20 protein-coding genes and 1 pseudogene are annotated in these 22,447 nt (G+C 73.8%); 15 read left to right on the top strand and 6 right to left on the bottom strand.

The genetic code is table 11. The features are described 5' to 3' along the window. Positions 1-51: 51 nt before the first annotated feature. Entirely contained in the window at positions 52-942 is an 891-nt protein-coding gene (locus tag V9U70_RS05415) for a helix-turn-helix domain-containing protein (RefSeq protein WP_336673292.1), read from the bottom strand. A gap of 79 nt (positions 943-1,021) precedes the next feature. On the opposite strand from V9U70_RS05415, the gene V9U70_RS05410 reads away from it, so the two are divergent. Continuing rightward, the gene (locus tag V9U70_RS05410; protein WP_336673291.1) at positions 1,022-1,327 is read left to right on the top strand and encodes a 4a-hydroxytetrahydrobiopterin dehydratase; all 306 of its coding nucleotides are present in this window, start codon (positions 1,022-1,024) and stop codon (positions 1,325-1,327) included. 124 nt (positions 1,328-1,451) lie between these two features. Here the strand turns inward: V9U70_RS05410 and V9U70_RS05405 are convergent, their stop codons facing one another. From V9U70_RS05405 to V9U70_RS05390, 4 genes are all read right to left on the bottom strand, one after another. Beyond that, positions 1,452-2,414 (bottom strand): LysR family transcriptional regulator, encoded by a 963-nt coding sequence (locus V9U70_RS05405; RefSeq protein ID WP_336673290.1) that lies wholly within the window; start codon positions 2,412-2,414, stop codon positions 1,452-1,454. 318 nt (positions 2,415-2,732) lie between these two features. Next, positions 2,733-3,569 carry an aldo/keto reductase gene (locus V9U70_RS05400; protein ID WP_336673289.1) on the bottom strand — a complete coding sequence of 279 codons (837 nt, stop codon included), beginning with the start codon at positions 3,567-3,569 and terminating at the stop codon, positions 2,733-2,735. Positions 3,570-3,699: 130 nt separating this feature from the next. Continuing rightward, entirely contained in the window at positions 3,700-5,499 is a 1,800-nt protein-coding gene (locus V9U70_RS05395) for an AMP-dependent synthetase/ligase (protein ID WP_336673367.1), read from the bottom strand. A gap of 315 nt (positions 5,500-5,814) precedes the next feature. Further along, positions 5,815-6,399, bottom strand: a complete 585-nt coding sequence (locus tag V9U70_RS05390) for a LysR substrate-binding domain-containing protein (RefSeq protein WP_419723934.1) — start codon at positions 6,397-6,399, stop codon at positions 5,815-5,817. Positions 6,400-6,432: 33 nt separating this feature from the next. Between V9U70_RS05390 and V9U70_RS05385 the strand changes: the two are divergent. Then, a pseudogene (locus V9U70_RS05385) lies at positions 6,433-6,663 on the top strand (bile acid:sodium symporter); the annotation flags it as partial. A 23-nt stretch (positions 6,664-6,686) separates the two neighbouring features. Beyond that, positions 6,687-6,902 carry a helix-hairpin-helix domain-containing protein gene (locus V9U70_RS05380; protein ID WP_336673288.1) on the top strand — a complete coding sequence of 72 codons (216 nt, stop codon included), beginning with the start codon at positions 6,687-6,689 and terminating at the stop codon, positions 6,900-6,902. Positions 6,903-6,934: 32 nt separating this feature from the next. Here V9U70_RS05380 and fdhD read toward each other — a convergent pair whose 3' ends face one another. Beyond that, on the bottom strand, positions 6,935-7,777 hold the full coding sequence (gene fdhD, locus V9U70_RS05375; RefSeq protein ID WP_336673287.1) for a formate dehydrogenase accessory sulfurtransferase FdhD: 843 nt from the start codon (positions 7,775-7,777) through the stop codon (positions 6,935-6,937). A gap of 220 nt (positions 7,778-7,997) precedes the next feature. Here fdhD and V9U70_RS05370 point away from each other — a divergent pair, with 220 nt between their 5' ends. The 12 genes from V9U70_RS05370 (at position 7,998) to V9U70_RS05315 (ending at position 22,444) form a co-directional block, all read left to right on the top strand. Next, positions 7,998-8,957, top strand: coding sequence for a beta-ketoacyl-ACP synthase III (locus tag V9U70_RS05370; protein ID WP_336673286.1), 960 nt, complete (start codon positions 7,998-8,000; stop codon positions 8,955-8,957). A 136-nt stretch (positions 8,958-9,093) separates the two neighbouring features. After that, the gene (locus V9U70_RS05365; RefSeq protein ID WP_336673285.1) at positions 9,094-10,275 is read left to right on the top strand and encodes an ROK family transcriptional regulator; all 1,182 of its coding nucleotides are present in this window, start codon (positions 9,094-9,096) and stop codon (positions 10,273-10,275) included. A gap of 328 nt (positions 10,276-10,603) precedes the next feature. Then, positions 10,604-12,127 carry a sugar ABC transporter ATP-binding protein gene (locus V9U70_RS05360; RefSeq protein ID WP_336673284.1) on the top strand — a complete coding sequence of 508 codons (1,524 nt, stop codon included), beginning with the start codon at positions 10,604-10,606 and terminating at the stop codon, positions 12,125-12,127. Then, the gene (locus tag V9U70_RS05355; RefSeq protein ID WP_336673283.1) at positions 12,124-13,176 is read left to right on the top strand and encodes an ABC transporter permease; all 1,053 of its coding nucleotides are present in this window, start codon (positions 12,124-12,126) and stop codon (positions 13,174-13,176) included. Before V9U70_RS05360 ends, V9U70_RS05355 begins: the two co-directional genes overlap by 4 nt. A gap of 52 nt (positions 13,177-13,228) precedes the next feature. Further along, the gene (locus tag V9U70_RS05350) at positions 13,229-14,266 is read left to right on the top strand and encodes a substrate-binding domain-containing protein (RefSeq protein WP_336673282.1); all 1,038 of its coding nucleotides are present in this window, start codon (positions 13,229-13,231) and stop codon (positions 14,264-14,266) included. A gap of 71 nt (positions 14,267-14,337) precedes the next feature. Further along, a complete protein-coding gene (locus tag V9U70_RS05345) occupies positions 14,338-15,564 on the top strand; it encodes a Gfo/Idh/MocA family protein (RefSeq protein WP_419723933.1) in 1,227 nt (408 codons plus the stop codon). Positions 15,565-15,577: 13 nt separating this feature from the next. Further along, positions 15,578-16,582: a sugar phosphate isomerase/epimerase family protein gene (locus V9U70_RS05340; protein WP_336673281.1), complete on the top strand. Its 1,005-nt coding sequence runs from the start codon at positions 15,578-15,580 to the stop codon at positions 16,580-16,582. A gap of 538 nt (positions 16,583-17,120) precedes the next feature. Beyond that, positions 17,121-18,248, top strand: a complete 1,128-nt coding sequence (locus V9U70_RS05335; RefSeq protein ID WP_336673280.1) for an inositol-3-phosphate synthase — start codon at positions 17,121-17,123, stop codon at positions 18,246-18,248. Then, complete coding sequence (locus tag V9U70_RS05330; RefSeq protein WP_336673279.1) at positions 18,245-19,843, top strand: SCO3242 family prenyltransferase; 1,599 nt, start codon at positions 18,245-18,247, stop codon at positions 19,841-19,843. Before V9U70_RS05335 ends, V9U70_RS05330 begins: the two co-directional genes overlap by 4 nt. Continuing rightward, positions 19,840-20,697 carry a sugar phosphate isomerase/epimerase family protein gene (locus V9U70_RS05325; RefSeq protein ID WP_336673278.1) on the top strand — a complete coding sequence of 286 codons (858 nt, stop codon included), beginning with the start codon at positions 19,840-19,842 and terminating at the stop codon, positions 20,695-20,697. Before V9U70_RS05330 ends, V9U70_RS05325 begins: the two co-directional genes overlap by 4 nt. Beyond that, positions 20,691-21,596, top strand: coding sequence for an EboA domain-containing protein (locus V9U70_RS05320; protein ID WP_336673277.1), 906 nt, complete (start codon positions 20,691-20,693; stop codon positions 21,594-21,596). The genes V9U70_RS05325 and V9U70_RS05320 overlap by 7 nt, the downstream gene beginning before the upstream one ends. Then, positions 21,596-22,444 (top strand): TatD family hydrolase, encoded by an 849-nt coding sequence (locus V9U70_RS05315; protein WP_336673276.1) that lies wholly within the window; start codon positions 21,596-21,598, stop codon positions 22,442-22,444. The genes V9U70_RS05320 and V9U70_RS05315 overlap by 1 nt, the downstream gene beginning before the upstream one ends. The last annotated feature ends 3 nt before the right edge of the window (positions 22,445-22,447 follow it).

Below are 22,447 nucleotides of genomic sequence, written 5' to 3'. Positions count from 1 at the left end.
CCCGGTGGCTCCCGCCGGGGCGGCGGGCGGCAGGAGCGGTCGGCAGGCGCCTCACGAGGGAACGCGGGCGCGCAGATAGGCGGCGGTCTCCCGGTCCGCCGGGAGGAACGTCTCGATGGCCAACTCGGCCACCGTCACGTCCATCGGCGTGTTGAACGTCGCGATCGACGACACGAACGACAGCACCCGGCCCCCGTGCCGCAACAGCATCGGCAGGGCGAACGCCACCGGCTGCTCCCTCTGTGCCCCGCCGGTGTCCCTCTTGTGCGTGGCGCCCGCCCTGGCCGCGGCCGCCCGCCGGGCCGGCGACCCGCCGGGGCGCTCGTCGCCGTCGCCGGGGCCGGGCCGTGAAGGCACCGGGTAGGCGGCCACCTCGTCGTACAGCGCCCGCAGTTCGGGGGAGCGTACGAGGGCGATGTGACGGTCCATCTGCGCCAGCAGGGCGGCCCGCCAGGCGGGGAGGTTGACGATGCGCGGTGCGAGCCCCTCCGGGTGGAGGGTGAGCCGCATCGCGTTGGCCGGCGGTTCCAGCAGGCTCTTCGCCACCCCTTCCAGCAGCAGCGCCGTGCCCCGGTTGGCCGCCACCACCGCGTACGAGCCGTCCACGACGAGCGCGGGGTAGGGCTCGTACGCGGTCAGCAGGCGGTCGAGTCCCTCGCGCAGTGCCGCCATCGCGGGGTCGTCGAGGGGGGTCTGCGCGTAGCGGGGCGCGTGACCGGCGAGCACCAGCAGGGCGTTGCGCTCCCGCACGGGGACGTCGAGCTGTTCGGCCAGCCGCAGGACCATGTCCTCACTGGGCCGCGCCCGGCCCGTCTCGATGAACGAGATGTGGCGGGCCGAGGAGTCCGCCCGCAGAGCCAGCTCCAGCTGGCTGAGGCGCCGTCGCTCCCGCCACTCCCGCAGGAGCCGGCCCACTCCCGTGTCGGGCGGGACAGTCGTCATACGCAGACCGTAACGTCACCGGCGGGCGGGGGTCGCTGCGGGGCCCCGCCGGACCACCGAGAGACAAAGGAGCCGTTCCATGACCGCCGAACCGCTGACGCCGACCGAGATCGAACGCCGGCTGGGGGACCTGCCCGGCTGGGCGCTGGAAGGCAGCCGTCTGACCCGGACCTTCCGGCTGCCCTCCCACTTCGCCGCCGCCGCGCTGACCGTGCACATCGCACAGATCCAGGACGAGCTGAACCACCACTCCGAACTGACGCTCGGATACGACACGGTGGCGCTCGCCGTCCACACGCACGACGCGGGCGGCGCCGTCACAGAGAAGGACCTGAGGCTCGCCGCCCGCGTGGCGGCCGCAGCCCCGGCCCACGGCGCCGCATAGGCCCGCGGGCGACGGCAGGAGGGAGCGGGGCCGGTGCGGCGGGGCGAAGGCGGCTGGGGCGGCGCAGGGGCCGAGGATCGGCGGCGGTTTCGGGGCGCGGCTTCCTCGCGATCGCGGTCGCGCTTCAGGCAACCGTGCCGAACCGCGGGTGGGCGGTGAGCCACTCGGCGTAGTTCGGACTGCGTGCCACGGCCTCCGCGTACGCCGCGCGCGTCGCCCCGGCCACGGACGCCGCCGCGGCGTCGGCGGCGGGGGAGCGCGGGTGCCAGCCCACCAGATGGCGCCAGCTGAGCGGTGACCCGACCAGCGGCCGGGTCACCAGCCCGGGAGCCGGTGGGAACGTGGCCCGGCACAGCCCGATCGCCCGCCCTACCTGCACCAGATGGACCACGGACGCGGTGTCCGTCTCGTACACCGACACCGGGGTGAAACCCGCCCGCGCGCAGGCCGTGGCGAAACAGTCGGCGAAGCAGCCGTCACCGGGCACGTCCGCCCAGCACTCGTCCGCCAGCGCGGCCAGCTCCAACTCCTTCTCCCCGGCCAGTGCGTGGCTGTCCGGCAGCATCACGAAGACCGGGTCGACGCCGACGACCTCCCAGACCAGCCGGTCGGCCAGCGGCGGCGGGCTCTCGCCGCACGTCCCGATGAGCGCGAAGTCCAGCCGCCCGTCGATCACCAGAGAGGCGATCTCGGCCACCGACCACGAGGTGTACGTGGACACCGGGGCGGCCGGGTGCGCGGCGGCCATCCGGTCGACCAGCCCGCCGAGCAGCGGACCGTGCGTGCCGCCCAGCCGGAACCGGTCCAACGACCCGGTGGCGTTGGCGAACCGTACGGCCTCCGCCTGGAGCTCACTCACCGCGGGCAGCACCACGCGGGCCCGCTCCAGCACCAGTTCGCCCAGCGGGGTCGCACGAGCGCCGGTGTGGTCGCGCTCGAACAGCGCGCCCCCCAGCGCCTTCTCGATGCGGCGCAGTTGGGCGCTGAGAGCCGGCTGGGCCAGCCCCAGGGCGGCGGCGGCCTTGGTGAGGCTTCCCGTGTCGGCTATGGCACGTACTGTTCGCAGATGGCGCAACTCCAGCTCCATAAGGGCAAGTTATGGGGTCCAGAAGCAGACCGGCAATATGTGTGCTCCGCCTACCGTTCAGTCGGTGTCCCCCGTCCGTACCCCTCGGCGGCGACCGGCGGGGCCCACGGGGCCGATTGACCGGTTGTGCACCACGGAGGCGGAACTCCCCCGCGACCTCCTCCGGTCGGGTGAGACCGACCGCCGGAGGGCCGGCCGGGAGGTCAGCGGAACGGCCGGTGGGCCGGACCCCCTGAGGAGGTCCGGCCCACCGGAGGGGGCGTCGGCCCGGCTCAGCTGCCCCGGACGGGGCCGCGGCGGGCCCTTGGGGGCCCGGGCTCAGGCGCCGAGGTTGAACTCGGCCGGGTCGGGGCCGAGCCGCTTGCCCTCGTCCAGCGCCGCGAAGGCGGCGAGGTCGTCGGCGTCCAGCTCGAAGTCGAACACATCGAGGTTCTCCTTGATCCGCGAGGGCGTCGAGGACTTCGGGATCACGATGTTGCCGATCTGAAGGTGCCAGCGCAGCACCGCCTGGGCGGGCGTGCGGCCGTGCTTCTGGGCGATGGCGACGACCGTCGGCACCTCCAGCAGGCCCTTGCCCTGGCCCAGCGGCGACCACGCCTCCGTGGCGATGCCGTGCTGGGCGTGGAAGGCGCGGGACTCGGCCTGCTGGAGCTGCGGGTGCAGCTCGATCTGGTTGAGGACGGGTACCACGGAGGTCTCCGCGAGCAGCCGCTCCAGATGCTCGGGGCGGAAGTTCGACACGCCGATGGACTTGGCGCGGCCCTCGGCGTGGATCTTCTCGAACGCCTTGTACGTGTCGGTGTACGCGTCCTTCGCCGGGACCGGCCAGTGGATCAGATACAGGTCCACGTAGTCCAGACCGAGCTTCTCCAGCGAGGCGTCGAAGGCGCGCAGCGTGCTGTCGTAGCCCTGCTCCGTGTTCCACAGCTTCGTGGTGACGAAAAGCTCGTCCCGGGCGATCTGGGAAGCGGCGATGGCCTTGCCGGTGCCCGTCTCGTTCTCGTAGATCGCGGCGGTGTCGATGCTCCGGTACCCCGTCTCCAGGGCGGTGGAGACCGTCTTCGCCGCCTCGTCGTCCGGCACCTGCCAGACGCCGAAACCGAGCTGCGGCATTGCGAGGCCGTTGTTGAGGGTGATGGAGGGGACCTGGCTCACGAGCGGTCGATCCTAACGTCGTCGATGAGTGCTTTCCGGGAGAACGTCCGAGCGGGCCCAGGCATTCCCAGGCATTCCCGCCGGGGGGCGAGGGCCGAGGCCCGGGGAAACGGCGGTCAGGGCCGGCGGGTCAGTGGTACAGCGCCTCCACCTCGGACGCGTACGCCGCCTCGATCACCGTGCGCTTCAGCTTCAGCGAGGGGGTCAGCAGGCCGTGCTCCTCCGTGAACGGGTGGGCCAGGATGCGGAACGTACGGATCGACTCGGCTTGCGACACCGCGGCATTGGCCGCCACGACCGCCCGGCGGACCTCCCTCTCCAGGTCCGGGTCGCGCACCAGGTCGGCGGGGGCGAGCGGAGGGCGGCCCCGCATGGACAGCCAGTGGTCGACGGCTTCCCGGTCGACGGTGACCAGTGCCGCGATGTACGGGCGGTCGTTGCCGACGACGAGGCATTGCGCCACCAGCGGATGCGCCCGTACCCGTTCCTCCAGGCCGGCCGGCGCCACGCTCCTGCCGCCGGACGTCACCAGGGTCTCCTTCTTCCGCCCGGTGATCGTCAGATAGCCGTCCGCGTCCAGCGAGCCGAGGTCTCCGGTGGCCAGCCACCCGTCGCGCAGCACCGCCCGGGTGGCCTCGGGGCTGCCCAGGTAGCCGGAGAACACGTTCGGTCCGCGCACCCAGATCTCACCGTCCTCGGCGATGTGCACCGACGTCCCGGGGACGGGCTGCCCGACGGTGCCGTATCGGGGGCGCTCGGGAGGGTTCGCCGTCGCCGCCGCGACCGTCTCGGTCAGCCCGTATCCTTCGAGGACCGTCACCCCGGCCCCCGCGTAGAAGAGGCCGAGCCGGCGGTCCATGGCCGAGCCGCCGGACATCGCGTGCCGCACCCGGCCGCCCATCGCGTCGCGGATCTTCCGGTAGACGGTCCTGTCGAAGAACTGGTGCTGCATCCGCAGCCCCGCCGCCGGCCCCGGGCCGGCCCCGAACGCCTTCGACTCCTGCGCCTGCGCGTACTGCACGGCGACGTCGACCGCCCTGTCGAACTGCCCCGCCCGGCCCATCGCCTCCGCCGCGCGCCGGGCCCCGCTGAACACCTTCTCGAAGACGTACGGCACCGCCGGGACGAACGTCGGCCGGAAGGCGGCCAGGTCCGGCATCAGCGCGCTCGCCGACAGCGCCGACCGGTGGCCGAGCCTGACCCGCCCCCGGACCGCCGCGACCTCCACCATCCGGCCGAAGACGTGGGCCAGCGGTAGGAAGAGCAATGCAGCCGCCTCCTCGCCCGGCCGGGATCGGAACACCGGCTCCCAGCGGCCCACCAGCGTGTCGCACTCGAACATGAAGCCGGCGTGGGTGATCACGCATCCCTTGGGGCGCCCCGTCGTCCCGGAGGTGTAGATCACCGTCGCCACCGATCCGGGCGTCACCGCGTGCCGGTGCCGGTGCACGACCTCGTCGTCGATCCGCGCGCCCGCGCCGGTCAGCTCGTCGACCGCTCCCGCGTCCAGCTGCCACAGCCGCTTCAGGCGCGGCAGCCGGTCGATCACGGAGCCGACCGTCATCGCGTGGTCCTCGTGCTCGACCACCACCGCCACCACTTCCGCGTCGTGCAGCATCCACAGGACCTGCTCGGCGGAGGCCGTCGGATACACCGGCACCGACTGGGCCCCGACGGTCCAGAGCGCGAAGTCGAAGAGCGTCCACTCGTAGCGCGTACGGGACATGAGAGCCACCCGGTCGCCGAACCGCACGCCGTGCGCGATCAGCCCTCTCGCCAGGGCCAGCACCTCGTCGCGGAAGGCCTCCGCGGTCACATCGCGCCACCGGCCCCCGGCGTCCTTGCGGCTGAGCGCGACCCGCCGCGGGTCATCCTCGGCGTGGTCGAAGACCACATCGGCCAGACCGCCGACGTGAGGCGCCGCCGCCAGGGGCGGGACAGTGAAATCGCGCAATGACCTGCTCCTCGTGGCGCTCCGCACAGCGTCGCGACGCTACCGCAGGCGGGCGCCCGGCCAGAGGGCCCGAAGGGCCCCCGCACCCCGTGCCGCCCGCACCGGCAGGCCGTCGAAATCCGGCCAGACCGGCAAGGCCCGGGCGCGGGCGCCGTGCGGTTCTGCCGGAGAGGTGCGCGCCTCGCGCCGGAACCTCCACCGAATCCGCCCGCCGCGGTCACGTCGCGCGCCTGCGTCACGACCCGTCCCGCCGCACCGGCGAAGAGCCCGGCAGCGAGCGCGGCCGCCACCTCAGGACTCGTCCCGGCCCCCGGCGCCCCGGTGGAGCCGGTCGCCGCCCGCGAGGATCGAGGCGGCCAGCGCCTCTGCCGCCTCCTGCGCCGGGCCTTTGAGGTCCCCGCGCAGCAGAACGAAATCGACCCCGCCCAGCTCCGGCAGCCCGGCCCTCCCCGTGACCGGCGCCAGCCCCTGCGGGACCAGCCCCCGCGAGTGCGCCATCACACCCAGGCCCGCCCGCGCCGCCGCCACCAGGGCGTTCAGGCTCGTGCTCGTACACGCGATCCGCCAGGCCCGGCCGTGCTCCTCCAGCGCCTCCAGGGCGCGGGCCCTGGTGATGTCCGGCGGCGGGTAGACCACCAGCGGCACCGGGCGGTCCGGATCGAGGCGCAGGTGCGGCGCCCCGATCCACTCCAGCGCGTCCCGCCACACCGGATCGCCGTGCGGGTCGTCGCCGCGCCGTTTGGCCAGCACCAGATCCAGACGGCCGGCCGCCAACTGCCGGTGGAGCGTTCCGGACAGCTCCACGGTGAGCTGGAGCTCGACCTGCGGATGCTCGCGGCCGAAGGCCGCCAGGATCTCCGGGAGCCTGGTCAGCACGAAGTCCTCACAGGCCCCGAACCGCAGCCGGCCGCCATCCAGTTCGCCGGGTCGAAGAAGAGCCTCGCGGCCGGGCTGCCGATGGCGAGCGTGCTGTTCGGGGCGGACGCGAGCCTCGCCGTGCTGCCGCTGATGCTCTTCCACCAGATGCAGCTGACGGTCTGCGCGGTGATCGCCGCCCGCCGCTCGCGCGACCCCGGGGGCCGCGGCGCCGCGGCGCTGTCGCCGGCGGCGGATACGGTGGACGCGAGAGCCGCGACCTGACGCCCCGCGCCTGGAGGACTGCTGTGCCGGAGCTGCCCGGCCCGCCCGCCGACGACTTCCCGCACGCCGTGGGCAACCCCGCGCGCAGGGCCCTGCGCGCGGCGGGGTGCACGCGCCTGGTCCAGCTCACGGCCATGACCGTGCCGGAGATCCTGGCGCTGCACGGCGTCGGCCCGAAGGCGGTCCGGGTGCTGAGGGAGGCGCTGGCCGCCGAGGGGCTGTCGTTCGCGAAGGAGTGAACGGCGCTCGCGCCCGGCGGTCCCGCGGCCGGTCAGCGGGCCGCCGTCTCCAGGGCGATCCGGTGCTCGCCCGCGTACACGTTCATCGAAGGGCCCCGCAGGAAGCCGACGAGCGTCAGCCCGCTCTCCGCCGCCAGGTCCACGGCCAGGGAGGACGGCGCGGAGACCGCCGCCAGCACCGGGATGCCAGCCATCACGGCCTTCTGCGCCAGCTCGAAGGAGGCGCGTCCCGACACCAGCAGGACGGCCCGCGACAACGGCAGCCGGTGGTCCGTCAGCGCCCGGCCCACCAGCTTGTCGACCGCGTTGTGGCGGCCGACGTCCTCGCGCACGTCCAGCAGCTCGCCCTCCTCGGAGAAGAGCGCGGCGGCGTGCAGGCCCCCCGTCCGGTCGAAGACCCGCTGGGCCGCCCGCAACCGGTCGGGGAGTGCGGAGAGCAGTGCGGGGGTGAGGCGCACCGGGGGAGCGTCGGCCACCGGGTGCCGGGTCGTGGTGCGCACCGCGTCGAGGCTGGCCTTGCCGCACAGGCCGCACGAGGAGGTGGTGTAGACGTTGCGCTCCAGCGTGACGTCGGGGACCTCGACCCCGGGCGCGAGCTGTACGTCCACCACGTTGTAGGTGTTTCCCCCGTCCGCCGTCGCTCCGGCGCAGTACACGATCGTCGCCACCTGCCGCCCGTCGGCGATCACTCCCTCGCTGACCAGGAAACCCGCCGCCAGCGCGAAGTCGTCGCCCGGCGTCCGCATGGTGATGGCGAGCGGGCGGCCGTTCAGCCGGATCTCCAGTGGTTCCTCCGCCACCAGCGTGTCAGGGCGCGAGGAGACGGCTCCGTCCCGGATGCGCAGGGTGCGGCGGCGTTCGGTGACCCGTCCCATAGAGCTGAACCCGATTCTGTCCGTGTGTGAGCCGTGGCCTGACTCCGTCATTGTCCGGCACCCGCCCCCCGCTGTCCCGCCCGCCGGCGCAGCACGGTGACCAGGCGGTTGTCAAGGCTCCAACGTGCGGCTCGGTTTCCTGTGGGAACACGTGCCTTCGTACCGGTCGGTAGCGACCAAGACTGGATGTTTCCTGCCCTACCTGACGAGGGGAACCCGTATGACCGGCTCACGTGTCGTGGCGCTCGGCCACTACCAGCCAGCCAAGGTCCTCACCAACGAAGATCTGTCGGCCCTGGTCGACACGAGCGACGAATGGATCACGAGTCGGGTCGGCATCAAGACCCGGCACGTGGGAGGCCCCGACGAGCCGGTGGACGAGCTGGCCGCGAACGCGGGAGCCAAGGCGCTGGCCGCGGCCGGCCTCCAGCCGTCGGACATCGATCTGGTCCTCGTCGCCACCTCCACGGCGATCGACCGGTCCCCCAGTATGTCGGCACGGGTCGCCGCCCGCCTGGGCATGGGTTCGCCCGCGGTTCTGGACATCAACGTGGTGTGCTCAGGCTTCACCCACGCCCTGGCCACCGCCGATCACGCCATCCGGGCGGGCGCCGCGGCCCGGGCCCTGGTGATCGGCGCCGACAAGATGGGCGACATCGCGGACTGGACCGACCGCTCCACGTGCGTCCTGCTCGGCGACGGAGCGGGGGCCGCGGTGGTCACCGCGGACCCGGCCGCCCCCGACACCCCGGACGGTCCCGGGATCGGGCCGGTGCTGTGGGGATCGGTGCCGGAGATGGGCAACGCGGTACGGATCGAGGGGACGCCGCCGCGCTTCGCGCAGGAGGGGCAGTCCGTCTACCGCTGGGCCACCACGCAGCTGCCCCCGATCGCCCGACGGGTGTGCGAGAAGGCGGGTGTCGCCCCGGAGGATCTGGGCGCGGTCGTCCTGCACCAGGCCAACCTGCGGATCATCGAACCGGTCGCCCGGAAGATCGGCGCGGTCAACGCCGTCATCGCCCGGGACGTCGTGGACTCCGGCAACACCTCGGCCGCCTCCATCCCGATGGCGCTCTCCAAGCTGATCGAGCGCGGTGAGGTCGCCTCCGGCGCGCCCGTCCTGCTCTTCGGGTTCGGTGGAAACCTCTCCTACGCCGGCCAGGTCATCCGCTGCCCCTGACCATCTTTGTCCTGGGTGTGGAGAAAGTTCGTGCTGATTCCCGCGCAACTTCTTCCCACTCCGGGTGTGCGCTGCTACGTTCCCCTCGAAAGCCCGACGGACTGGCCGATGTGGCGGGGAGGGACGCGTGAGACGCATGACGGCACGACCCGCGAACACGCATCAGGCGCGGCTGCTTCGGCTGCTGCGCGACGGGGGCCCCAACTCCCGTGCTCAGCTGGGTGACCAGGTCGACCTCTCGCGTTCGAAGCTCGCCGTCGAGGTGGACCGTCTGCTGGACACCGGCCTGGTGGTGGCCGACGGACTCGCCGCGTCGCGTGGCGGACGCCGCTCGCACAACATCCGGCTCGCCCCCGAACTGCGGTTCCTCGGGGTCGACATCGGGGCGACCTCCATCGACGTGGCGGTCACCAACGCGGAGCTGGAGGTGCTGGGACACCTCAACCACCCGATGGACGTGCGGGAGGGGCCCGTCGCCGTCTTCGAGCAAGCGCTGTCCCTGGCCGCCAAGCTGCGGGCCTCCGGGCTCGCCGACGGCTTCGACGGCGCTGGTGTCGGGGTCCCCGGCCCCGTCCGCTTCCCCGAGGGGGTGCCCGTCGCCCCGCCGATCATGCCCGGCTGGGACGGCTTCCCGGTCCGTGAGGCGCTCAGCCAGGAGCTGGGCTGCCCCGTCATGGTCGACAACGACGTGAACCTCATGGCGATGGGCGAGCAGCACGCGGGCGTCGCCCGGTCCGTGGGGGACTTCCTCTGCGTCAAGATCGGTACGGGCATCGGCTGCGGCATCGTCGTCGGCGGCGAGGTCTACCGCGGCACGACCGGCAGCGCCGGAGACATCGGGCACATCCAGGTGGAACCGGGCGGCCGGCCCTGCGCCTGCGGCAACCGGGGCTGTCTGGAGGCCCACTTCAGCGGCGCCGCCCTGGCACGGGACGCCCAGGACGCCGCTCGGGAGGGCCGCTCTCCCGAGCTCGCCGCCCGGCTGGAGGCGGCCGGCCGCCTCAGCGCCTTGGACGTGGCCGCGGCCGCCGCGGCCGGCGACGCCGCAGCCCTCGCCCTGATCCGTGAGGGGGGCAACCGGGTCGGCCAGGTCATCGCCGGTCTCGTCAGCTTCTTCAATCCCGGTCTGGTGGTGATCGGCGGCGGGGTCACCGGCCTCGGTCACAACCTCCTCGCCAGTGTCCGCACCCAGGTGTACCGGCAGTCCCTGCCGCTGGCCACCAACAATCTCCCCATCGTGCTGGGCGAGTTGGGTCCTGCCGCCGGAGTGATCGGCGCGGCCCGGCTCATCAGCGACCATCTCTTCTCACCGGCCTGACCGCAGGATCGGTGAGCGGCGCTCCACGCCGTACCCGGCTCCCTGGAGACCACGCACCCGTACAGCCCCTGCCGCACCGGCACCACCCCCACCAGCGCGCTCCCCGCCCGCACCACCGACACCAGCGCCGGTGACTCCCCTGCCCGCCCCTCTCGTCGTACGCACCACCGCATTCGTCAGGTACACCTCAGATTCCAGTCGGCAGCCGTTCGCGGTGCCGCCGGCTCCACGGCACCTCCAGCTCTGCCCCCTGTCCGCTCACCTGCCCTCCCCGGGCCCCGGCCTCGCACGCCGGGCAGGGGAGACCCCATTCGCCGAGGGGATCGTCATGGCACCAGAACCACCCCTGCTCACCATGTCCGGCATCACCAAGTCCTTCCCCGGCGTCCGCGCCCTGGACGGCGTCGACCTGGAAGTCCAGGCCGGCGAGGTCCACTGCCTCCTCGGCCAGAACGGTGCGGGCAAGTCCACGCTCATCAAGGTGCTCGCCGGAGCCCACCAGCCCGACGGCGGCCAGATCACCTGGCGCGGCGAGCCCGTCCGGCTCAGGTCGCCGATCGCCGCCATGCGCCTGGGCATCGCCACCATCTACCAGGAACTCGACCTGGTCGCGGGGCTGTCGGTCGCGGAGAACGTCTTCCTCGGCCACGAACCGACCCGCGCCGGCTTCGTCGTCCGCACCGGCGCGGGGCGCAGCGCGACAGCCTCCCTGCTGGCGCGCCTCGGCCACCCGGAGATCGACCCGGCCCGGCCGGTCGGAGAGCTCTCCGCCGCCCAGCAGCAGATCGTCTCGATGGCGCGGGCGCTCTCCCACGACGTCCGGCTCATCGTGATGGACGAGCCCTCCGCCGCCCTGGACCCCGACGAGGTCGACAACCTCTTCCGGATCGTCGAGGGTCTCACCGCCGACGGGGTGGCCGTCGTCCACATCTCGCACCGGCTGGAGGAGATCCGCCGCATCGGCGACCGGGTCACCGTCCTCAAGGACGGCCGGGCCGTCGCGGTGGGGCTGCCCGCGGCCGGCACGCCCACACGGGACATCGTTGCCATGATGACCGGCCGGGACGTCGCCCACGTCTTCCCGCCCCGCCCCGACCGGGCGGCCGCCGCCACGGAAGAGCCGGTGCTCCGGGTCCAAGGGCTCTCACGCGCGGGCGAGTTCGCCCCGGTCGACCTGGAGCTGCGCCCCGGCGAGATCGTCGGCCTCGCCGGTCTCGTCGGCTCCGGCCGCTCGGAGATCCTGGAGACCGTCTACGGAGCCCGCAAGGCCGACACCGGGACCGTCACCGTCGCGGGCAAGGAGATCCGCGCGGGCAGCGTCCGCGCCGCCGTCGCCGCGGGCATCGGCCTCGCACCCGAGGAACGCAAGGCCCAGGCCCTGCTGCTGACCGAATCGGTCACCCGCAACGTCTCCGTCTCCTCCCTCTCCCGCTTCGCCCGGCTGGGCTGGATCGACCGGGGCGGCGAGCGGCGGGCCGCCCGAGAGGCCACCCGTGAACTCTCGCTGCGGCCGGACCACCCGGAGGCCGCCGTCCGCACCCTCTCCGGCGGCAACCAGCAAAAGGCCGTCCTCGCCCGCTGGTTGCTGCGCGGCTGCCGGGTCCTGCTGCTGGACGAACCGACCCGCGGCGTCGACGTCGGCGCTCGCGCCGAGCTCTACGCCGTGATCCGCCGGCTGGCCGACGAAGGCCTCGCCGTCCTGCTCGTCTCCAGCGAAGTGCCCGAAGTCCTGGGCCTCGCCGACCGGGTGCTGGTGCTCCGCGAAGGCCGTGTGGTCCACACGGCCCCCGCTCAGGAGCTCGACGAGCACCGTGTACTCGACCTCGTGATGGAAGGGAGCCCGACGCCATGACACAGCCCGCCCCGTCGGCGCAGCACAACGGGCCGGACCAGGGCCCCCACTCCGGCCCGGTCGCCCCGCCCCCCTCGGACAAGGGCGGCGGCCTGCCCGGACGCGGCCTGCGGGCCGACGTCCGGACGCTGTCCCTGCTCGGCGTCCTCGCCGCCCTGATCGCCGTCGGCGGCATCACCGAGCCGGACGCCTTCCTGGACACCGGCAACCTCCAGCTGATCCTCACCCAGGCCTCCGTCATCGGGGTCGTCACCGTCGGCATGACCTTCGTCATCACCAGCGGCGGCATCGACCTCTCCGTCGGGGCGATGGTCGCGCTCGCCTCCGTCTGGGCGACGACCCTGGCCACCCAGGACTTCGGCTTCGCGGGCATCGCTTTCACCGCGGTGACCGTCGGTCTGGCCGCCGGACTCGTCAACGGCGTCCTCATCGCGTACGGGGGTATGGTCCCCTTCATCGCGACGCTGGCCATGCTCGCCTCGGCCCGCGGCCTCGCGTTGCAGATCACCGACGGCAAAACCCAGATCGTCACCGTGGACCCGGTCCTGGAGCTCGGTTTGCCCGACTCCTACATCCTCGGGGTCCCGCCGCTGGTCATCATGTTCGCGGTGGTCACCGTCGCCGGCTGGCTGATCCTCAACCGCACCACCTTCGGCCGCCGCACCGTCGCCGTCGGCGGGAACGCCGAGGCCGCCCGGCTCGCCGGGATCGACGTACGCCGTCAACGGCTCTACCTCTACCTGCTGTCCGGACTGTGCTGCGGCATCGCCGCTTTCATGCTGATCGTGCTCTCCGGCTCCGGCCAGAACACCAACGGCAACCTGTACGAGCTGGACGCGATCGCCGCAGTGATCATCGGCGGCACCCTCCTGAGCGGTGGCCGCGGCACGATCGTCGGCTCGGTCCTCGGCGTCCTCGTCTTCACCACGATCACCAACATCTTCGCGCTCAACAACCTCCAGAGCGACGTCCAGCAGATCGCCAAGGGCGCCATCATCGTCGCCGCCGTGCTCGTCCAGCGCCGCACCCTGCGCGGCCAGGAGAGCTGAGCTCCGCCGCCCCACCCCGCACACCACCCACCGGACGAAGGGTCCAACCGCCATGCCAGAGACCAGCCGCAGAGGGCTGCTGTTCGGAACCGCAGCCGTCTCCGCGGGCGCGCTCCTCACCGCCTGCACCAGCAACGAGCCCAAGAGGTCCGAGTCCACCGCCGACAGCCGGCCCGCCGCCGACGACCAGCCCGGCAAGGCCGTCACCATCGGGTTCGCCGGACCCCAGGCCGACCACGGCTGGCTCAACGCGATCAACGTCAACGCGAAGACCCGGGCGGAGGGCTACTCCGACGTCACCCTGGAGACCACCGAGGGCTCCAACGACACCGCCGCGCAGATCGGCCAGGTCAAGACCCTCATCAACAAGAAGGTCGACGTCCTCGTCATCCTTCCGGCTGACGGCAAGGCGCTCACCCAGGTCGGCCTGGAGGCCATGAAGGCGGGCATCCCCGTCGTCAACCTGGACCGCGTCTTCGCCTCCCCGCAGGCCTACCGCTGCTGGGTCGGCGGCGACAACTACGGCATGGGCCTCAACGCCGGGCACTACATCGGAGAACAGCTGAAGGACAAGCCGGACGCGAAGGTCGTCGAACTGGCCGGCATCGACAACCTGGAGCTGACCAAGCAGCGCAGCCAGGGGTTCGCGGACGCGCTCAAGAACTACCCCGGCATCGAGCTGGTGGCCCGTCAGGCCGCCGAGTTCACCGTCGAGTCGGGCCAGGCGAAGATGGCTCAGCTCCTCCAGGCCCAGAAGCAGTTCGACGCGCTGTGGAACCACGACGACGACCAGGGAGTCGGCGCGCTCCGCGCCATCCAGCAGGCCGGACGCGACGAGTTCTTCATGGTCGGCGGCGCCGGGGCCAAGTCCGCGATGGACGCCATCAAGGCCGACGACGGCGTCCTCAAGGCCACCGTCCTCTACCCGCCGACGATGGCCGCCTCCGCGATCGACCTCGCACGCGCCCTCGGCCAGGGCAAGGGCGTCAGCGGGCTCTCCGAGATGGAGATCCCGACCTCCCTGACCCTGTACTCCGCCGTGGTCACCAAGGACAACGTCGACCAGTACCTGCCCACGGGCTTCAACTGAGCGGGGCCCGGGGGGACGCGGGCAGCGTGTCCCCCGGCCCGTCACCGCACACCGATGAGGAGGAAGCCCGCATGGCCCCTAGTCAAGAGACGCACACGCACACCGCGGCACCGCCGCGGCAGGCGCCGGGAACGCTCGGGATCGGCATGGTCGGATACGCGTTCATGGGCGCCGCCCACTCCCAGGGCTGGCGTACCGCCGGACACGTCTTCGACCTGCCGATGCGCCCCGCGCTCGCCGCGGTCTGCGGCCGCGACCGCGCGGCGGTCGACGCCGCCGCGGCCCGGCACGGCTGGGCGGCGGCGGAGACCGACTGGCGGGCGCTGATCGCCCGGGACGACGTCCAGCTGATCGACATCTGCACCCCCGGCGAGAGCCATGCGGAGATCGCCGTCGCCGCCCTGGAGGCGGGCAAGCACGTGCTGTGCGAGAAGCCGCTCGCCAACACCGTCGCGGAGGCCGAGGCGATGGTCCGGGCCGCAGAGGCGGCGACGGCGCGCGGCCAGGTGGCGGTGGTGGGCTTCAACTACCGCAAGGTGCCCGCGATCTCCTACGCCCGGCGGCTCATCGCGGACGGCCGGCTGGGCGCGCTGCGCCACGTCCGGGCCGCCTACCTCCAGGACTGGCTGGTGGACCCCGCCGCCCCCCTCACCTGGCGGCTTCAGCGCGAACGCGCCGGCTCCGGAGCGCTCGGCGACCTCGGGGCGCACATCGTCGACCTCGCCCAGTACCTGACGGGTGAGTTGCTCACGGGCGTGTCCGCCATCAGCGAGACCTTCGTACGGGAGCGACCGCTGGGCCCAGGACCCGCGGCGGGGCTCCCCGACCGCGCCGCCACCGCGGAGCGGGGGCGCGTGACGGTGGACGACGCGGCCCTGTTCACCGGGCGTCTCGCGTCCGGGGCCCTGGCCTCCTTCGAGGCGACCCGGATGGCAGCGGGCCGCAAGAACGCCCTGCGGCTGGAGATCAACGGCGAGCTGGGGTCCCTCGCCTTCGACCTGGAGCGGCTCAACGAGCTGTCCTTCCACGACCACACCGAACCCGCCGCCACCGCGGGGTTCCGGCGCATCCTGGTCACCGAGCCCGAACACCCCTACCTGGAGGCCTGGTGGCCGCCGGGCCACGCCCTCGGATACGAGCACACCTTCGTCCACCAGGCCCACGACGTGATCCGTACGATCGCCGAAGGAGCCCCGGCCCGGCCCTCCTTCGCGGACGGGCTCCAGGTGCAGCGTGTCCTCGCCGCCGTCGAGGAGAGCGCCGCGAAGAACTCCGTACACACCCCGGTCCCGTCCTAGGAGGCAGTCGCCCATGCCCCGCCCCTTCACCCTGTTCACCGGCCAGTGGGCCGACCTGCCCCTGGAGGAGGTCTGCCGGCACGCCCGTGACTTCGGCTACGACGGCCTCGAACTCGCCTGTTGGGGCGATCACTTCGAGGTCGACAAAGCGTTGGCCGAGCCCGGCTATCTGGAGGGCAGGCGCCGACTGCTCGACTCCTACGGGCTGAAGTGCTTCGCCGTCTCCAACCACCTCGTCGGCCAGGCCGTCTGCGACCATCCGATCGACGAACGCCACCAGGGCATCCTGCCCGCCCGGATCTGGGGCGACGGCGAGGCCGAAGGCGTCCGGCGGCGGGCGGCCGCCGAGATCGCGGACACCGCGCGGGCGGCCGCGGCCTTCGGAGTCGACACGGTCATCGGATTCACCGGGTCCTCCATCTGGCACCTGGTCGCGCTGTTCCCGCCCGTCCCGCCGCACATGATCGAGCGGGGCTACGATGACTTCGCTGAGCGCTGGAACCCGATCCTGGACGTCTTCGACGCCGAGGGCGTGCGCTTCGCCCACGAGGTCCACCCGAGCGAGATCGCGTACGACTACTGGACCACCCGGCGCGCCCTCGAAGCGGTGTACCACCGGCCCGCGTTCGGGCTCAACTTCGACCCGAGCCACTTCGTCTGGCAGGACCTCGACCCCGTCGGCTTCCTCTACGACTTCCGGGAGCGGATCTACCACGTCGACTGCAAGGAGGCCCGCAAGCGCCTCGACGGCCGCAACGGCCGGCTCGGTTCGCACCTGCCCTGGGGCGACCCGCGGCGTGGCTGGGACTTCGTCTCCGCCGGCCACGGCGACGTGCCGTGGGAGGACGTCTTCCGGATGCTCCGGTCCATCGGCTACGAGGGGCCCGTCTCCGTGGAGTGGGAGGACGCCGGCATGGACCGGCTGACCGGCGCGCCACAAGCGCTCGCCCATCTCAGGAGGTTCGACTTCGAGCCGCCCTCGGCCTCGTTCGACGCGGCCTTCGGCGGCGGCGAGTAACGCGGCCTCCGGGGCGTCCGGCGGTCCAGGACCGGACGCCCCCGGCCCCGGGGGGCTGGGTCCGACCGACGGGCCCGGCCCCGGCTCGCGCTGTCCGAAAGCTCTTTGTCCCGTCGGAGACGGAAGCTGGACGCCCCTGGCGCACAAGGGCTTTCCGTCCCGGACGAACAGGGCTACCGTCCACCACGTGCCAGAGACCGTGGCCCGCGCCCGCCCGACCAGTGGAACAGCTACGAGATCCAGGCCCGGGGCGGAGGCCCGCGGGTCTCCTCAACGGAACGAAGACCGGCGACTTCACCGACACCGACCCCGCCCGCGGCCTCAGGGACGACCCCACCGCCCCCGGAACCACGAGGCCGACGACGGGCGGGGGCAGGCGCCAGCCTCCCCCCGCCCCCACTCCGACATCCCCCCAGGGAGGCAGCCCGTGACCGATCACGCCGCTCGTCCAGGCCGTCCGGACACACCGGGTCCCTCGGACGCTTCGGGCCGTTCACCCGCGCCGAGCCGCTTCGCCCCCGCCGACCGTGCGGGCACTGTGGACCGTTCGGGCCCGTCCGGCCGCACGGGCGTGTGGTTCATCGGAGCACGCGGCTCCGTCGCCACCACCGCCACCGCCGGCTGCGCCGCCATCGCAGCGGGGCTGCACCCGCCGACCGGCATGGTCACCGAGACGCCCCCCTTCGCCGACAGCGGCCTGCCGCCCCTGCCGGCCCTCGTCTTCGGCGGTCACGACACCCTCGACTGCCCTCTGGCCAAACGGGCAGAGACGCTCGCCGACGGAGGAGTGCTGCCACCCGGGCTGCCCTCCGCCGTACGCGCCGAACTCGACGCCGCCGACGCCGAGATCCGCCCCGGCGGGCCGCTCCCCGGCGACACCCGCGACGACGAGCAGCTCATCGCGGCCTTCACCGCCGACCTCACCGACTTCGCCCGCCGCCACGGCCTCGCGCGCACCGTCGTCATCAACGTCGCCTCCACAGAACCCGCGCCCGGGCCCGACGCCCTTCGGCTGCCCGCCAGTTCGCTGTACGCGGCCGCAGCACTCAGGGCCGGCTGCGCCTACGCCAACTTCACCCCCTCCACCGGTCTGCGCGCCCCCGCACTGGCGGCCGCCATCGCCTCCTGCGAACTCCCCCACGCCGGGCGCGACGGCAAGACCGGCCAGACGCTGCTGCGTTCCGTGCTCGCACCCATGTTCCTCCAGCGGGCCCTCGCCGTACGGGCGTGGTCCGGTTCGAACCTGCTGGGCGGCGGGGACGGGGCGGCGCTGGCCGACCCGGCGGCCGCGGCCGCCAAGAACGCGGGCAAGGAGCGCGTCCTGGCCGACACCTTCGGCACCGCCCCCGAAGGGGAGGTACACATCGACGACGTGCCGGCGATGGGGGACTGGAAGACGGCCTGGGACCACATCGCCTTCGACGGCTTCCTCGGCTCCCGCATGATCCTCCAGACCATCTGGCAGGGCTGTGACTCCGCTCTGGCGGCCCCGCTGGTGCTGGACCTGGCCCGGCTCCTCGCCCGCGCCCACGAGGCCGGGATCAGCGGGCCCCTGCCGGAGCTGGGCTTCTACTTCAAGGACCCGGACGGCGGCGCGTCGGCCGCCCTCGGTGAGCAGTACGCCGCCTTGCTGTCCTTCGCGGAGCGGCTGCGGGGCCAGGCGTGAAGCGGTGGCTGCCGGCCGCCGCGGCAGCGCTGCGGGCCACCGCCCCGGCCGGGCGGCGGTACGCCACCGGGCGCGGCGGGAAGAGCGCCGCCGCCCGGGGCGGCCTGCCCGGTGCGGGCGGGACCGCGGCCGCACCGGGCAGGCGCCCGACGCCCCCCGCGTCCCGGAGCGGGGAGGGCGAGGCGGACGCGCCCGCTCGGGAAGCGGCGCGGCGGGGCGCGGGGCCGGTGCGGCTGCGGGCCTGGGCGGAACTGTTACGGGTCTCCGCGCTGTTCTCCGTACCCGGCGACGCGCTGGCCGGCGCGGCGGCGGTGGGCCGTCGCCCCGGCCGGGGCACCGCGCTCGCGGTGGGCGCGTCGCTGTGCCTGTACGAAGCGGGGATGGCCCTCAACGACTGGGCCGACCGTGAGGAGGACGCAGTCGACCGGCCGCACCGGCCGATCCCCTCGGGGCGCGTCAGCCCCGCGGCCGCCCTGACCGCGGCGGGAGTACTGACCGGGGCGGGTCTCGCCTTGGCCGCCCGGGCCGGCCGCCCCTCGCTGACCGTCGCCACCGGGCTGGCCGCCACGGTGTGGGCCTACGACCTCCGCCTGAAGCACACGAAGGCGGGCCCGGCGGCGATGGCCGCGGCCCGGTCGCTGGACCTGCTGCTGGGCGCGACGGCCGCCGTGGCGGCGCCCGGGGCGGGGGAGCTTGCGCCCGCACGACGCGACAACGTTGCCGGAAGCGGGCACGGAGCGGGCGCGTCGGCGCGCACGAGGCTGCCGTCGAGGCCGCCGTCGAGGCCGGGGGCGGCCCCCCGGACGGGGATGAGGGCGGATGCGAGGGCGGCGCTTCAGCCCGGGACGAGGACGGCGGCGAGGCCCGGGGCCGGCTCCGGGCCTCGGGCCCGGTCCCTGTCCGCCCGGACGGCCGCCGTGGCGCCCGCCCTGCCCGCGGCCCTGGTGCTCGGGGCGCACACGTACGGTGTCACCGCCGTGTCGCGCCATGAGGCGCACGGGGGCTCGACCGGGACGCCGCTCGCCGTGCTCACCACGACGGTGGCGCTCGCCGCAGCGGTGCTGGCGCCCTTCCGGAAACGCGCCCTCGGCCGGTACGGCCCCGCCGCGGCCCCCGGGGGCGTGGGCACGACAGGCGCGGGAGCACGGCCGCTCGTCGTCGCCCGGCCCGCACGGGGAGGGGCGGGGCGCCCCGGCGCCGCCGGTACGCGGGGCCCGGGGGCCGGTGGCGCGCGACCGTCGGCCCCCCGGCCGGAGGCGGCACGGGCGGCCCGCCCCGGCCGCCCCGACGCGCGGCATCCCACGCGACCCTTCGCGCCGGCGTTCGCCGTCCCGGAACGGGCCGCCGGTCCGGCAAGCCTTCTGGCTGTCGCGTTCACCGGCGCCTATCTCCGTACCGCGGGGCCGCCCCTCCTGCACGCCGCGCTGAACCCGTCGCCGCCCCTGACCCAGCGGGCGGTCGGCGGCGGCATCCGGGCCATGATCCCGCTCCAGGCCGCGCTCGCCGCCCGCGCGGGGGCCCCCGTCACCGCGCTCGCCGTCATGGCCCTCGCCCCTCTCGCCCGCACCCTCGCACGGAAGGTGAGCCCCACATGACCCTCCACCTCGGATACGGCACCAACGGGCTCACCGACCTCCGCCTGGACGACGCCCTCGGACTGCTGGCCGACCTCGGCTACGAGGGCGTCGGGCTGACCCTCGACCACATGCACCTGGACCCCATGGCCCCGGACCTGGCCCAGCGCACCAGCCGGGTCCGTCGCCGTCTCGACTCCCTCGGGCTCCGGGTCACGGTCGAGACCGGAGCCCGCTATGTCCTCGACCCGCGCCGCAAACACGGCCCGCCCCTCCTCGACCCGGACCCCGAGGCCCGCGCGGCCCGCACCGCACTGCTCGTCCGCGCCGTCGACGTGGCCGCCGATCTGGGCGCGCACGCTGTCCACTGCTTCAGCGGCGTCACCCCGCCGGGCACCCCGGCGGCCACCGCCTGGAAACGCCTGAGCGCGGCGATCAGCCCTGTCCTGGAAGCCGCCGACCGGGCCGGCGTCCCTCTCGCGATCGAACCCGAACCCGGCCACCTCCTCGCCACCCTCGCCGACTTCCACCACCTCCGCGACCTCCTCTGCGACCCGGCCCCGCTCGGTCTCACCCTCGACATCGGCCACTGCCAGTGCCTGGAGGACGCGCCCCCCGCGGAGTGCGTCAAGGAATCCGCGCCCTGGCTCCGGCACGTCCAGATCGAGGACATGCGCCGCGGGGTCCACGAGCACCTGCCGTTCGGCGAAGGGGAGATCGACTTTCCGCCGGTGCTCGCCGCCCTCGCCGCCACGGGCTACCAGGGCCTCACCGTCGTCGAGCTGCCCCGCCACTCCCACGCCGGCCCCGACCTCGCCCGGACCTCCCTCGCCTTCCTGCGTTCCGCCATGACGAAGGGAGCCGCCCGGTGCTGAAGTCGCGCGAGGAACTCGACGCCGCCCTCGGCGAAGCCGCCCGCGCCTGGCTCGACGAGGCACTCGCCGAAGCGGCCCACGAGGCGCTCGGAGCCGGAGCCGCCCCTGCGGACGCCACGCGCGCCGAAGCACTCCGAGCGGAAGCAGCGCGTACGGGGACGGCGCCTTCGGAAGCCACCCGTCCCGAGGCCGTCCGCCGAGCAGCCGGCGCGCGGACCGCTCCCGGCTCCGGCCGCCCGGAGGGCGCCTCCGACGCCGCCCACGCCGCGAGCGCCCCCGGCGCTCGGCCGGCCCCCGACACCGTCCCGGACGGCCGGAGCGCCGGGCCCCCCGACCCGCACACGAGCACCCCCCCGCCGTGGGAGCTGCGCTACGCCGCCGCCGGCCGGCACTGCGGTCGGGAACACGCCGACTCCGTCCGCTCCCTCCTCCTCGTCGAGGCCCGCGCCTCGCTGTCCTGCGTCACCCGGCTCTACGCCCACGGCACCGCCGCCGAGCGCCGCGCCGTCCTGCTCACCCTGCACCGCCTCGACCTGGGGGGCTCGGCGCTCCCGCTCGTCGAGGACGCCCTGCGCACCAACGACCCCCGACTGGTCGCCGCGGCCGTCGGACCCTACGCCGCCGTCCGCCTGGACCCGCACGCCTGGCGGCACGCCGTCCTGAAGTGCCTGTTCACCGAGGTGCCGGTCGAGGCCGTCGCCCGGCTCGCCGACCGGGCCCGGGGCGACGGAGAACTGGCCCGCATGCTCAGCGACTTCGCCGCAGAACGCACTGCCGCCGGCCGCGCCGTCCCTGAGGATCTGCGCACCGTCCTCGCCCTCACCGTCCCGGCGGACGGGCAGACGCACCAGGCCCGGCCGGCCACCGCCGCACCCCTCGCCCCCACGGAGGAGTCCTGATGCGCATCTTCGACCCGCACATCCACATGACCTCCCGCACCACCGACGACTACCGGGCGATGTACGACGCGGGCGTCCGCGCCCTGGTCGAACCCTCCTTCTGGCTCGGCCAGCCCCGCACCTCGCCCGGCAGCTTCTTCGACTACTTCGACGCCCTCCTCGGCTGGGAGCCCTTCCGCGCCTCCCAGTACGGCATCGCCCACCACTGCGCGATCGCCCTCAATCCGAAGGAGGCGAACGACCCCCGCTGCACCCCCGTGCTGGACGCGCTGCCCCGCTATCTCGTCAAGGACTCCGTCGTCGCCGTGGGCGAGATCGGCTACGACTCGATGACCCCGGCGGAGGACCACGCCCTCGCCGCCCAGCTCCAGTCGGCCGCCGATCACGCCCTGCCCGCCCTCGTCCACACCCCGCACCGCGACAAGCTCGCCGGGCTGCGCCGCACTCTGGACGTCGTGCGCGAATCGGCCCTCCCCCCGGAGCACGTCCTGCTCGACCACCTCAACGAGACGACGGTGAAGGACGCCGTGGACAGCGGCTGCTGGGCCGGGTTCTCCATCTACCCGGACACCAAGATGGACGAGGACCGCATGGTGGCCGTCCTCAAGAACCACGGCACCGAGAAGATCCTCGTCAACTCGGCCGCGGACTGGGGCAAGAGCGACCCGCTCAAGACCCGCAAGGTCGCCGACGCCATGCTGAGGGCCGGCTTCACCGAAGACGACGTCGACCAGGTCCTGTGGCGCAACCCCGTCGCCTTCTACGGACTGAGCGGACGCCTCCAGCTCGACACCGCCGACCCCTCCCCCCTCCACGAAGGCAACTCCATCCTGCGCGGCGGGGAGTGACGC

It is taken from the genome of Streptomyces pratensis (genome assembly GCF_037137275.1).
Taxonomy (GTDB): domain Bacteria; phylum Actinomycetota; class Actinomycetes; order Streptomycetales; family Streptomycetaceae; genus Streptomyces; species Streptomyces pratensis_B.
The sequence above is the reverse complement of the archived record's forward strand: the minus strand, read 5'-3'. Positions and strand labels throughout refer to the sequence as shown.

Coding starts and splice junctions, on each gene's coding strand:
- V9U70_RS05415 (WP_336673292.1), bottom strand. CDS start 942: ATGACGACTGTCCCGCCCGACACGGGAGTGGGCCGGCTCCTGCGGGAG.
- V9U70_RS05410 (WP_336673291.1), top strand. CDS start 1,022: ATGACCGCCGAACCGCTGACGCCGACCGAGATCGAACGCCGGCTGGGG.
- V9U70_RS05405 (WP_336673290.1), bottom strand. CDS start 2,414: ATGGAGCTGGAGTTGCGCCATCTGCGAACAGTACGTGCCATAGCCGAC.
- fdhD (WP_336673287.1), bottom strand. CDS start 7,777: ATGGGACGGGTCACCGAACGCCGCCGCACCCTGCGCATCCGGGACGGA.
- V9U70_RS05370 (WP_336673286.1), top strand. CDS start 7,998: ATGACCGGCTCACGTGTCGTGGCGCTCGGCCACTACCAGCCAGCCAAG.
- V9U70_RS05365 (WP_336673285.1), top strand. CDS start 9,094: ATGACGGCACGACCCGCGAACACGCATCAGGCGCGGCTGCTTCGGCTG.
- V9U70_RS05360 (WP_336673284.1), top strand. CDS start 10,604: ATGGCACCAGAACCACCCCTGCTCACCATGTCCGGCATCACCAAGTCC.
- V9U70_RS05355 (WP_336673283.1), top strand. CDS start 12,124: ATGACACAGCCCGCCCCGTCGGCGCAGCACAACGGGCCGGACCAGGGC.
- V9U70_RS05350 (WP_336673282.1), top strand. CDS start 13,229: ATGCCAGAGACCAGCCGCAGAGGGCTGCTGTTCGGAACCGCAGCCGTC.
- V9U70_RS05345 (WP_419723933.1), top strand. CDS start 14,338: ATGGCCCCTAGTCAAGAGACGCACACGCACACCGCGGCACCGCCGCGG.
- V9U70_RS05340 (WP_336673281.1), top strand. CDS start 15,578: ATGCCCCGCCCCTTCACCCTGTTCACCGGCCAGTGGGCCGACCTGCCC.
- V9U70_RS05325 (WP_336673278.1), top strand. CDS start 19,840: ATGACCCTCCACCTCGGATACGGCACCAACGGGCTCACCGACCTCCGC.
- V9U70_RS05315 (WP_336673276.1), top strand. CDS start 21,596: ATGCGCATCTTCGACCCGCACATCCACATGACCTCCCGCACCACCGAC.